The 12,791-nt window shown below is 38.3% G+C and carries 11 protein-coding genes; 7 read left to right on the forward strand and 4 right to left on the reverse strand.

The window, feature by feature from the left end; genetic code table 11:
* The first annotated feature begins 13 nt into the window (after positions 1-13).
* Complete coding sequence (locus IPM47_20610) at positions 14-1,198, forward strand: hypothetical protein (GenBank protein ID QQS31544.1); 1,185 nt, start codon at positions 14-16, stop codon at positions 1,196-1,198.
* On the opposite strand, the gene nusB is transcribed toward IPM47_20610, so the two are convergent.
* Positions 1,195-2,115, reverse strand: coding sequence for a transcription antitermination factor NusB (gene nusB / locus IPM47_20615; GenBank protein QQS29204.1), 921 nt, complete (start codon positions 2,113-2,115; stop codon positions 1,195-1,197). The genes IPM47_20610 and nusB overlap by 4 nt on opposite strands.
* Positions 2,116-2,317: 202 nt before the next feature.
* Between nusB and IPM47_20620 the strand changes: the two genes are divergently transcribed.
* Positions 2,318-4,615, forward strand: a complete 2,298-nt coding sequence (locus IPM47_20620) for a patatin-like phospholipase family protein (protein QQS29205.1) — start codon at positions 2,318-2,320, stop codon at positions 4,613-4,615.
* Positions 4,616-5,174: 559 nt separating this feature from the next.
* Here IPM47_20620 and IPM47_20625 read toward each other — a convergent pair.
* Positions 5,175-5,657 carry a GNAT family N-acetyltransferase gene (locus IPM47_20625; protein ID QQS29206.1) on the reverse strand — a complete coding sequence of 161 codons (483 nt, stop codon included), beginning with the start codon at positions 5,655-5,657 and terminating at the stop codon, positions 5,175-5,177.
* A 364-nt stretch (positions 5,658-6,021) separates the two neighbouring features.
* On the opposite strand from IPM47_20625, the gene fbp reads away from it, so the two are divergent.
* The 5 genes from fbp (at position 6,022) to IPM47_20650 (ending at position 10,240) form a co-directional block, all read left to right on the forward strand.
* On the forward strand, positions 6,022-7,089 hold the full coding sequence (gene fbp / locus IPM47_20630) for a class 1 fructose-bisphosphatase (GenBank protein ID QQS29207.1): 1,068 nt from the start codon (positions 6,022-6,024) through the stop codon (positions 7,087-7,089).
* A gap of 179 nt (positions 7,090-7,268) precedes the next feature.
* Complete coding sequence (locus tag IPM47_20635; protein ID QQS29208.1) at positions 7,269-7,982, forward strand: hypothetical protein; 714 nt, start codon at positions 7,269-7,271, stop codon at positions 7,980-7,982.
* A 39-nt stretch (positions 7,983-8,021) separates the two neighbouring features.
* Entirely contained in the window at positions 8,022-8,513 is a 492-nt protein-coding gene (locus tag IPM47_20640) for a membrane protein insertion efficiency factor YidD (GenBank protein ID QQS29209.1), read from the forward strand.
* The gene (locus IPM47_20645) at positions 8,500-9,429 is read left to right on the forward strand and encodes a hypothetical protein (GenBank protein ID QQS29210.1); all 930 of its coding nucleotides are present in this window, start codon (positions 8,500-8,502) and stop codon (positions 9,427-9,429) included. The genes IPM47_20640 and IPM47_20645 overlap by 14 nt, the downstream gene beginning before the upstream one ends.
* Entirely contained in the window at positions 9,419-10,240 is an 822-nt protein-coding gene (locus IPM47_20650) for a hypothetical protein (protein QQS29211.1), read from the forward strand. The genes IPM47_20645 and IPM47_20650 overlap by 11 nt, the downstream gene beginning before the upstream one ends.
* A gap of 65 nt (positions 10,241-10,305) precedes the next feature.
* Here IPM47_20650 and IPM47_20655 read toward each other — a convergent pair whose 3' ends face one another.
* Positions 10,306-11,190: an Rpn family recombination-promoting nuclease/putative transposase gene (locus IPM47_20655; GenBank protein QQS29212.1), complete on the reverse strand. Its 885-nt coding sequence runs from the start codon at positions 11,188-11,190 to the stop codon at positions 10,306-10,308.
* A gap of 213 nt (positions 11,191-11,403) precedes the next feature.
* Complete coding sequence (locus IPM47_20660; protein QQS29213.1) at positions 11,404-12,150, reverse strand: carboxypeptidase-like regulatory domain-containing protein; 747 nt, start codon at positions 12,148-12,150, stop codon at positions 11,404-11,406.
* Positions 12,151-12,791: the final 641 nt, after the last annotated feature.

Consider the following 12,791-nt stretch of genomic DNA (forward strand, 5'->3'; position numbering starts at 1 on the left):
CACTTACTTTTGTATGTATGCGTTTCGCAAACCTTTTTCGGTCGCTACTTACGAAAATCTGAGTTTTGCTTATGTAGATTACAAAATATGGCTGATAGTAGCACAAGTCATTGGATACACTTTTTCAAAATTTACAGGAATAAAAGTGATTTCCGAGCTTGGCCGCAACGGCAGGGCAAAACTGTTATTGCTGCTGATTGGTATTGCCGAGTTGGCGTTGTTGCTGTTTGCCGTTGTACCGGTACCTTATAATATAATATGTCTGTTTTTAAACGGAATACCATTAGGAATGATATGGGGGATTGTGTTTTCGTATCTGGAAGGAAGGCGGTTTTCTGAAATATTAGGTGCCGGACTGAGTGCCAGTTTTATAGTTGCATCCGGAGCGGTCAAAACTGTAGGTAAAATGGTGATGACATATTGGGGGGTATCTGAGTTTATGATGCCATTTGTTACAGGCTTAATCTTTTTAATCCCGATGGTGGTATTTACTTTTTTGCTTAATGAACTGCCACCACCTACACAACAAGATGAGGAACTTCGCACTAAAAGACTGCCTATGGATGCTACAGAGCGAAAACGATTTTTCAAAAATTTTGCTTTTGGATTCATAATACTGACCTTGTTTTATGTTCTCCTGACCGCTTTTCGTGATTTCAGAGACAATTTTGCAGCAGAACTCTGGGGCGCATTAGGATTCGGAAACATGCCTTTTATCTTCACTGCATCAGAAACACCAATCGCTATATTTGTATTGATAATATTGGGAGCAACCATGTACATAAAAAGCAATATCAAAGCGCTTATGGTCTATCATTGGTTGATATTAGGTGGTGCTATAATGATTGGTATCAGCACTTGGCTTTACCAAGCCGGAATAGTTCATCCGGCTTTATGGATGATATTAACCGGGTTAGGGTTATATGTAGGTTATGTCCCGTTTGGTTGTGTATTTTTCGACCGGCTGATTGCTGCATTTAAATTTAGCGGCACATCAGGATTTATGATTTATGTTGCCGATGCTTTTGGTTATCTTGGCAGTGTGGGGGTTGTACTTTATAAAAACTTCGGACAGGCAGATTTGAGCTGGCTCAGTTTCTTTATTTCCTCAGCTTATGTAATATCTCTTACGGGAATAGTAGCCATTTTAACTTCAATGCAATTCTTTTATAAAAAACACAGACAGGAATTTGGTTAATCAAAATCAATCAAACCTCTTCCGGTTTTTAGAATCCTGTTTTCAGACTTTAAGGTTTTCATTATTTTGTCCAGTACTCCGTTGATAAAGTTTTTGCTACCGGGTGTACTATACATCTTGGCCACCTCAATATATTCATTAATAGTAACTTTTGTGGGAATAGTAGGGAAATATAAAAATTCGCACAAAGCCATTTTGATCAGGATAATATCAACTTGTGTCAACCGGTCAATATCCCAATGTTGCAGTTGAGGTTCGATAAGTGTTTTTAGTTCTTTGTCATACAACAAAGCTTTCTGAAGTAAATCCTGACTAAATTCTAATTTTTCTTCCCAATCTTCGGGTTGGGAAAAAATATGTAAGGACCCGAGATTGTCTTTTTTACCAAATTGATAAATCAAAGTTTTGATAGTATCGGCAACAATTATATTGTCATCTTCCCAATTGCTGAAATGCTCCTCTACATGTGAAACAAATAGTTCGTCTTTGAACAGAAAATTAAATAAATGGAGGATAATAGAAGCATGTTGAGCAGTTGTAGGCTGTGCGATTTGTGCATATTGCAGGTATCGGCTATCTTTGCTAAATATCTGATAAAGTTTTTTAACCACTTCATTATCTAACAGAGGGTTGAGCTTTTCCTTTTTTAGAAAATTTGTAAAGGCAGAGTCGGTCTGCAACTTTTGAATCAAAGGATTGTAATAAAGTTGCAAACTCAGGTTTTTGTCTTCTTCGGTAGGCAGGAATTTTTGCTCGCGGCGCATTTTGTCGGTCTTTACATAACTGCCAACTTCCCGCAAAAAATATAATGAATAATGGTATAGGTGATGGGTTTTATCAATATTCTGTAATAGTTGGCGTTTTGCAGAGTCGAAAACATGATTTTCTTTCTGTTCACAACCATAAATAATTTGCATGACTTTAACTCGCAGGTGTCTTCGGGAAAGCATAAGAACTATCTAAAATGAAATTTTCGCAAAGGTACGCTTTTTTATGGCCGCCTTTCAACTTTTTACCAAATATGTTCGTCCATCTTAAACCATCAGGCGACAATACTCCCAACATGAACATCAATAATTTGGTTTAATAAATCAGTTTTAGGGAAACTAACTAAATAAAATGCAAAAAATACTTAACGGCATATATTATTCCTTCCCTGTTCAGTTATTGATGCTTCATATTAAAAGGAATAAACTTTTACTTTCTTTTTGGTTCCTTTTATTTGCCATCGTTACAAATTCCTTTTTGCGACAAGTGGGCGGAGCTTATTTGTTTCTGGACCCCGAATATTTAGGAGAAGTAAATTTCTGGGGTTTTTTTTGGGTAGGTTTGGCTTTCGGTTTTTTCCTGATTTCCTGGAACATTGCTGCTTATATGAGCAACAGTTTCAGGTTTCCGTTTTTGGGAACCTTACATAGCCCTTTTTACCATTTCTGTATCAATAACTGCATCATTCCAATTGCTTTTATAATTACCTATTTCATTTCTGTTGCCCGGTTTCAGGAAGCCTTTGAGTTCAAACCTCTGATAGCTACTTTAGAATATTTTGGAGGATTTTTGACCGGTAGTTTACTCATGTTGTTGCTATTTTCCGTCTATTTTTTCCTGACGAATACCAATATTGATAAGATATTGGATGCTATACAGCGCATAGAAAAGCTGGAACTACCGTTAAACAAATCTCAGCCACTTAGTCGTCAAACCCGACGAAGCAGCATTAGCAGCAGTTATAAAAAACAAACAAAGGCTGCAAAGCCCAATGAATGGCCGGTGCTTTATTTTATCAATCAAAGACTCAGTATCCGACGGGTTCGTTTGACAGAACACTACACAAGACAGAGTTTGCTGGCAGTTTTTCAACAAAATCACAGCAATGCGTTAATCGTACAGGGGGTTGCCCTTGCTTTATTAATGCAGTTGGGGTTGCTGATGGATAAACCTGCCTTTCAAATTCCGGCAGCAGCAAGTATGTTTCTTATTTTTTCGGTGCTAACGGGTTTGCTTGGTGCTTTTAGTTACTGGCTGCAAAGCTGGAGAACTCTTGGTTTATTGATTGCGCTGATTATCCTGAATTTCTTTACCCGTTATGATATCTTTAATTACGACACAAAGGCCTATGGCTTAAACTATACTTGTGAGCCGGCAACCTATAACTCTGAATCCATTTTAGAAATGTCCGACACCACACGGATTCAACATGACTTTGATCAGACTCTGATTACACTTGAAAAGTGGAAAGAAAAAAACATGCCATTAACCCCGGAAAGTCATCAACCCGATATGATTTTACTCAATCTGAGCGGTGGAGGGTTAAGATCTGCTCTTTGGAGTATGACCGTTCTTCAAATGCTTGACAGCCTTTTGCAAAGCACCTTATTTGACCGTACTATGTTGATAGCAGGAGCTTCGGGCGGAATGTTGGCAGGCTCTTATTTACACGAATTACATTACCTGCAAAAAACCAAAGACAGCAGCATTTCTTTACACCACCCTTCTTTTGCAGACAATATGGCAGAAGATTATCTTAATGCTCTTATCTTTTCAATTGCCACTAACGATTTGTTTTACCCATTTCAATCTTTTACTACTGCCGGACATACTTACCGCAAAAACAGGGCATATATTTTTGAAAAACAACTGTCCTACAACACAAAAGGGGTGATCAATATGGATAACAGGAAGATTTCAGACTATTACGAAGCAGAAAAAAATGCAGTTATTCCCATGTTGGTATTAACTCCCACCATCGTAACCGATAGGCGAAAACTCTTTATATCTTCACAACCGGTAACTTATCTTACGCGATCGTATAACAAGTATGGCTTTAACCATGATTCGTATGAGGCTGACGGCATTGACTGTGCACAATTTTTTGCCGATCAGGACGGGCATAACCTGTTGCTCAGCTCTGCTATGCGAATGAGTGCAACTTTCCCTTATATTTTACCTTCCACCTTCTTGCCAAGTAACCCTTCAGTTGAAGTGATGGACGCAGGATTCAGAGATAATACCGGTTTTGAAACAACTTTTCGGTTCTTGAATGTTTTCAAAGACTGGATTAACCAAAATGTCGGAAAAGTCATTGTAGTTTTTATCCGTTCGGATGTTAAAGACAGGGGAGTAAAGCCGCTAACAGAAAGTCTGATTGCCAAAGTGGTGAAGCCGGCAACGGTTTTTATGACCAACGAAATTCAGGACAACTATGCAGATTACATGGCTACGATTACCGATGAAACCTTATATGGCAAGCTACAGGTCATCAATTTCGAGTACGAACCCTCTGTCAAAAGTCAAAAGGCAGCAATGAGCCTGCATCTGACCACGAAGGAAAAACACGATATAAAAAATGCGTTGTTTAATCAGCGAAATCAGCGTAATCTAAAAGAAATGATCAATCTTTTGCAGACAAATGATTAAATCTCTGCATTAAGTTTATGCGCTGAACTTAAAAACTTGATTTCAGTTGCGTAGATTGTTGTTCAATGATTGAAGCACGTATTCTGCACCATTTTTTTAGATTTATGCTCATTTTTAGCAGGGAATAATCCGATATTCCGATAACTAAAAAGTACAATATCCCAATTATTCAATGAACAACAAACTCGGGAAATATAGATGTTCCGGAGGTTTTATGGTTAGTATCTTTTAGTAAAATAGGAATAACCCTACAGTTGGAATCCAAAACATTAACAAAATAATTTGCACAGAATTTTAATGGAAACTTACCCGAGCATTGATGATCATTTTAAGGTATTTGCCCCAAAAAAGCTGTTTTTAAATCAAACTTTACCAAAAATGAAATAAGAAATGAACCGTTTCTTTTTTCTTTACTCTTCAAAATTATAATCGTAATCTTTCTTAAAGCTTTTTTAAAAAGTCAATTTTTTCAGCAAAAAAAGCTATTTTTTCGCTTTAACGGGGGATAATTTTAACCGGTGGGGTAAAAAGAAAGCAAGGATAAAAATTAACCCTTATACTAATATTGCTCAATCTGACTTTGGGAATATTTACAGGTAATCCATTCCGGTTCAAGGCTCATTCCTAATTGCCGGTAAAAGTTGATAGCCGGCGTATTCCAATCCAAAACATGCCATCTGACCTGTTTAACCTCATGCTCTTTTGCAAATTTGAAAACTTTGTCTATCAACAACTTCCCTATGCCTTTGCCGCGGTGTTTTTCGGTTACAATGACATCATCTAAGTAAAGGATTTTTCCTTTCCAGGTCGAATAACTATAAAAAAACAACGCCATTCCTGCAATTTCTTTTTCACCATTTGGTACAACCAACTCTGCCACCTCTAAAAAATACAAAGGATTTTCTCCAAATCCGTCTTTTTCAAACTGTTCCAGAGTTAATGTTACTTCATCAGGCGCTTTTTCAAACAAGGCAAGTTCACAAATCAACCTGTACGCTTGAGCAAGGTCTGATTTTACAGCTTTTCGAATCGTGATTTCCATATTCAAGCAGATTTTTAAAAGGTGAATTTTATACAAAATGTCCTGAACAGATTGCCCAATCCTTTAAAAACTAAATTAAAAACGAGCAAGTTAACTGAACCGGACAAAGAAAAGAAAAAAGCATTTGGTAATTGCATTTAACTTATCTACTTTTGTACAAACACTTAGACAACCTCTAATATTTTTTTTTCGACTTGGCTTATAACAGTGTGTGCCAGAATTTTATCAGTTTATTGTGATTCCGGCTTTATAATCTATACACGAAAAGCAAAAAAAACAGAATTTGAACGGACAAATCATCTATAAACTTTAAGTGCCTTTAAGGTGCAGATTTTTTTCACTTACAATCTCCCTGCTTTTATTTATGCAATCCATACACCATACCATTAAACACAAAGTAACCACGTTAGGTGGGTTTATTTTAGAAGAACAACGGGCATATCCCTGGGCAACCGGAGAGTTGTCGGGATTGTTGAGAGACATGGGTTTTTCGGCCAAGATTATTAACCGGGATGTCAACAAAGCCGGATTGGTGGATATTCTTGGTGCAACCGGCGAAAATAATATACAAGGCGAAGAGGTAAAAAAACTCGATGTATTTGCAAACCGTCAGTTTTTGTATTCACTCCAAAACAACGGAGAATGTGCGGGAGTGGCTTCAGAAGAAAACGACGATTTTGTTCCATTCCCCAAACAGCCCAAAAGTTCGCAAAAGTATGTGGTTTGTATTGACCCTTTAGACGGCTCATCCAATATTGATGTAAATGTTTCCATAGGAACTATCTTTGGAATTTATCAACGGGTTTCTGCGAATGGCCCTTGTACAGAAGCCGATTTTTTACAGCCCGGAAACAAACTGGTCGCTGCCGGTTATATTATCTATGGTTCTTCGACCATGTTTGTTTATACTACCGGCGAGTCGGTCAACGGGTTTACTTTAGACCCCACTATCGGCGAATTTTGCCTTTCACATCCCGACATCAAAACGCCAAAAGACGGCAATATTTATTCCGTCAACGAGAGCAATAAGTATAAGTTTTCGAAAGGAGTGAACGATTATATAGAATATTGCAAACAACCGGACAAAGCGACAAACAGACCCTATAGTTCGAGATATGTGGGATCTATGGTGGCCGATTTTCACCGCAACCTCATCAAAGGGGGAATTTTTATGTATCCCGCACTCAAAGGACATCCGAGAGGCAAGCTGAGGATTTTGTTTGAATGTAACCCGATGGCACTAATTGCCGAAGTAGCCGGCGGTAAGGCTACCGACGGAACGCAGCGAATTTTGGATATTGTACCAACCAAACTTCACGAGCGATGCCCTATTTTTATCGGGTCAGAAAACATGGTTAATAAAGCCCTCGAGTTTTTAGCTCCTAAAGAAAAGGAAGACTTAATAAAAGCCGGTAATCCACTTTCAGTATAACCCAAGCAGTTAGTTTTGTGTCTTTCTGTGCTTAATGAATTTTTATTTTCATTTCTGTCAAAAAATTTTCTGACTTTTTTTGAGGTTCAGACACGCTGCAATTGTACTTAATCATGGTATAATCTGTTTTTTAAACAAGAGCGTTAACACTTAATAATTTTAACCCGATCAACTACAAAATGCAATTCACCCTAAAGTCCGTTTTGTTTCTGATTTTCCAATTGGCTTTATTTTCTTTTACCAATAAGCTAACCCCTCCCATTCAAAAACTGAAAGCAGATATTACGACCAAACAGGTAAGGAGTGGTAAATCTTCAACTGTCAAGGCAGAACTTTACTATACTTCAGGTGGAAAATTAATCACTCATTTCACCCAACCCCGTGAATATGTGTTGGTAACCAATAACAAGGGTGAATACAAAATTTATGACCCTAATAAGAATACAGTAGAACAAAACCAAAGTGAAGCATTCAGTACCGACATCACTTATTTTGGGCATTTTCTGAACAACCGGACTACAGATATGGGGTTGCGCAATCTTGGTTTTACTTTATACAATACGCGGTTTGAGACCAATGCTACTGTTACAGAATGGCAACCTCAGCTCGTAGATCGAAATACACCGGTTTTTGTAGAATTAGTTCACGAAAACAGCATTCCCATTTTTATTGGCTACAAAGAATGGGGAGGTAAATATTTGCGAAAAGTGTTTTTCTACAACTACCAAAAAATCCAGCATGTCAATCTCCCTGCAACAATAACTGATATAAATTACCTTGAAAACAACGATTCAATCGTGAGCCGCACCAATTATTCCAATATTCTGGTAAATGAGCAGGCAAAAGGAAGTTATTTCGACTTTCAGATTCCTGCAAACGCCAAATTGAAATAGCTTGAGGATTGGCTTTATGCTAACTTTTATCCCAGATTCATGAAAATATATCGCCCGGTTATTATTTGGGTTCTGCTTGTAGGTTGCTTGTCTGTTCTTACTCCCGGAAAGAGTACTGCCCAAAACCGCAACACCGATTTAGTTTTGTTGCAAATTGTAAAACCCGGTCAATCCTATTCCCCGGCTACTAACCCCAATAATAAAAAACCACTAAAGGTGAAAAACCAATCGGTATTGGCCAAATACAATCCTTTAACACTTACTTTAACCGGAAGCATGTATTTCTATCAAAATGTATTATCTTCTCAATTGGGAAGGCAATGTTTGTATGGAATATCCTGTTCCAATTTCAGCAAACATGCAATCCTTGAATTTGGATTGGTTAAAGGGGTTTTCCTGACTGCCGACCGGCTTTTGCGCTGCAACCGCATCAGCGCATTAGATTTAAACCCTCTGACTTTAGATACTAAAACCCTGCGATTTAAAGACGAACCAAGGCAATACCGACTTCATTACCATGAGCATAGATAGTATTTGGTCGGGTATTTACAGGACATCGGGTCAAATTTTAACCGGATGCGCTTTATGTTTATTGCTCTTTTCTGTAAAAGCTCAAAACTCGCCAATAGACTCAATATTCAGGCAGGAGACAGATTTTGGTCTATATCTGCTCGACCGTCAGGAATATGAAGAAGCTACTATTGTGTTTTCACAATTAGACACAGTAACAGTTGGGAAATTATCAAAGACACAAGCCGATTCGTTGCATTATCTGAACGGCTGGGCAAAATACAACCTTAAACAACTACTCCCCTCGACAGAACAACTGCTTCAGGTGTCCGGTGCTTCCTCTAAATTTTATTCTTCCCGTTTTTTTGCAGCATATCAACTGACCTATAAAGAATTTTATCCCCAGGCAGCCGGTGTTTTGAATGATTTATACTTAGAAGACGACAGCCTTCTTCTCGAACTTCGCGCACTTCAACTTTCAGGTAACGCCCTGTTAAGTCGAAACTTTAATCAGTTTGAGCAATATTCCCAATCTTTCTCTTATTCTTATTATCAGTTGCAAAAAGAACAGGAAAACCTCCAAAAAGCCTACCGGCAGTTGCTGAAAGTCAAACATCGTTCTCCATTTGTTGCCGGGTTGTTATCGGCTGTTGTTCCGGGTTTGGGCAAAGTTTATGCCGGTAAACCCAAGCAGGGGATAGCTTCCTTTTTTCCGGTCGCATTACTCGGAGTTCAGGCATTTGAGAACATTCACAAACGAGGTATTAAAAACGGGTTCAGTATCTTTTATACCGGGCTTTTTTCTGTTTTTTATATTGGCAATATTTGGGGCAGTGCCTTAAGCGTACAAATCAAACAACAAGAGCGATACCATGAGATTGATCATCACATTTTGTTCGACCTGCATATTCCTTTGCGCAATGTGTTTGGCAACTAAAGCGCAAAACAAGGAAGAAATATATTTACAACATGCTGACAGTTTGTTTAAAATGGAACTATATGCAGAAGCAGCTATTGCCTATGAACGTTCTATTTATGCTGCCGATACAAACAGAACCTATTATCATGAAGCTCTTTTAAAAAAAGCTTTTGCTTATAAAGCTACGGGGCAGTTTTCCAAAGCATTTCTCACCCTTCAACGCACAGATGTACTCCTGCTTTCCGATTCAGTCAGATGGATAGTGGTCTATGAAACCATCCTCAATGCCTATCTTTCCGGAATGATGAAAGAAGCCGAAAGAGAGCTTTTGCAAATTGAACATCTAAACGCGAAAGATACTGTCCGGCTAAATGACTTCTTGTTCATAAAAATTCTCGTCCTTAACGAGTTGCAGCAATGGGAGAGCGCAAAACAAAGTTTTGAAAAGTTTCTGGAATTGCATGCGTTACCAACTGCTTTGTCAGACGAATACTACGCATTTTTAAAAAATCCGAAACTGAAAAATCCACAAAAAGCAAGGACATTATCCACATTTATACCCGGAACCGGGCAAATTTACGGGGGTAATATTGGTCAGGGATTGGTAAGTCTTGGGTTGCAATTGGGATTATTAGGTTTTGGCGCTTTTCAAATCTGGCAAGGCTATTATATAACCGGTTTTGCCAGCGGTCTGGCGTTATTACAGGCGTTTTATTTCGGAGGCATAGAGAACGCAGAATCCGCCACTATTCGCAAAAACAAAGAAAAAATAGCGCGGTATAATGGGCGGGTGAAGTCGTTTGTGTTGGATGTGGAGGCGGGGGAGTGAAGGCAATCTCACTCATAACTCATAACTGATGCTGGGATTCCCTGTACCTAAATAGTTACGGCGATTTATTTACCCTTCCGGCTTTCAATGATTTTCAAGACGTGTTCCTCTGAAATTTTTAAGTACTTAGCAATTATATTTATCGGGACGTTATCCTTGTGCATTTCTAATAAAACCTCAATTTCTTTATTCTCTTCTCCTTTTTTGATTAAATCTTGTGCATCCGCCATTTTAGTATGCTGGTCGCTCGCAACATCTCGCAACAGCTTCAAATACCTTTTATAATCCTTTGCATCTTTTTCATTCAGTTTCATTTCATCCAACCTCTCAGCCACTTCTTTTAAGCCCTTGGCGGTCGAGCCACTCTTTATTTCGGCGTTCTTGAAGAAATATATCCACTCGTCCAATTTGTCCTTGACTCGGTTGTGGAACTTGCCGACTTTGATAACCCAGTATTCGGGATATATTTCATGGATTGAGTTCTTTTTATAGAGTTCAATCTGTTTGTCGGCGAGGGTCAATATATCGTTCTTGTGCAAGCCCCTGAACTCAGTCGTGCCATGGTAAACGTAATCCGCTCCCTGCCCCAAGTCAAAATAGGCAATGGTGATGGAAATAACCTTTTTCACTTCTGCATAGGGTTGACCTTCTTTGATATGTTCGGTTATTGCCTTGGATGTGCCATACAGCATACGGTGGAAGTAGTCGTATTCCTTGCTGTTCTGCACTTCTACTATCACCAACTCATCCTTTGAGTTTTCCACGAGAATATCCACCCAATTGTGTTTGTCGTCTTCTGTTTCCTTATTACTCTCGCTGTCAAGGATTTGCTTGATTTTCACATCCTCGCTCAACAACTCGGACAGGAAACCTTCGAAAATATCGAAGTTTGTCTTGTGGCAAAGCATTTTTTTCATCGCCCAATCGAAACGAACTAACTTTTTTGCCATTTCCAGATAATTACTGTAAAAATACAAAAGCCTTCGGTCGTTTCAAAGGCTTTTGTGAAACTCAAAATTACTTGCCTTTGCTTTTAATTGATTTTACAATCAGAGCAACAAGCAAGTACAAAATGCTGCCTTATAGGAGTGAAGTTATGAGTTTTTGCCGCAAATGTTTCTTTTACACCCTCTTTAAACAATAAAGGCTATCGAAAGGCAGTGTTACTTCCAAAATTGCCACCATTTTTTCTTTCTTATAACGATTACACCTCCTACCACTGCAGTTAAAAATTCAATATTATAAAACTGACCAGGCTTAATTACAAGTTCTTGGGTGATTGGCAGGTATTCTTTGTCTATTAAGATTTCTAAACTTTCATAACCAACATACGAAATTATTAACGCCATATTTATTTGTATCAAACTGTCAGGTATGACAAATTTGAATTTTCCGTCAAAGTCTGTTACTGCTCCAATTTGGGTGTTTTTTAGCCAAACGTTTGCAAATGGGAAAGGGTCTTTTGTTTCTGCATCATAAACTATTCCTTGCACAACATTTTTTAGGCTGTCGGGCAATAGATTTGCTTCTGCATTTACCGGTTCCTTAGATAACTCTTCGCTTTGAGTAGGAGATACAATTTCAATTTGTGAGGCTTGTTTTTCTATTGCAATTGCGCTTTCGGTTGTCCCAACCAACATAAGTCCCGCAAGCAATTTGTAAAGCCGGGAGTTATTTTTGGGTTGACCGGTTTCAATACTTCGGTTTAACTGTTGCTTTGTCAAACGTCCACAGAGTTTACCCGATGACTGTTCAATGAGTTGAATTATTTCAGCGTCCGTTAAGTTGGTGAAGTCCACAACTGTCTTTGAGCAATTCGAACAAAACTTTCCGATGTCGTTTTGAGTCATTGAATTCCAATCCTGTCCACAGGGATTGTCAATTTTTAGCAGGTAGCTTTGTCGTTTCATAAAGTTGCCGATAACGGTTTTTAGATTTGTGATGGGCGGGCTAATCAGCACAAATGTTTTTTCGGAAAACGAAATACATTCTTTTGAAAATGTGCTGTTGTGCGATAGAAGCTGCTCAAAAATTCCTATTACCTTTTTATTAGGGTAATATTCCCTACAAAGTAAATCATGTTTTCAGAGTTTTTGCATTTTTTCATGTATTTATTACTACAATAGTTCGATGATTTTTTGGGGTTCGGGGGAAAATGGAAGCCTTCCCTAAAAGCGAGGGCTTCCTTGACAAAATGCCGTATCAAGATACTTGTTTCACTGCCGACAGGCATCAAACATCGGTAGCCCGCTTTGTATTAGCACTTTAAAAGGAACAAAGGTATATGCCGGAATTAACAGCTTTATTTCTATAATCATAAAATACCGGATTAATACCTTTAAAGAACTTGTCAGCTTCTTTAATTGGAGTATTCTTGCGAATAGGATTCCCTGTTCCTATTCCCTTTAGGCTGTTAGATACGGTAGTTTGAAATTTGCAGCCCGAGAGGGAAAAACATTATTCCCTTAGTAACCAATTAATTACACTCCCTAAAAAACCTTATTACCTTATCAAAAAAAGCATAAGACAATAAGGTCTCGATGCTTTGGAA

It is taken from the genome of Sphingobacteriales bacterium, from assembly GCA_016700115.1.
Taxonomy (GTDB): domain Bacteria; phylum Bacteroidota; class Bacteroidia; order Chitinophagales; family UBA2359; genus UBA2359.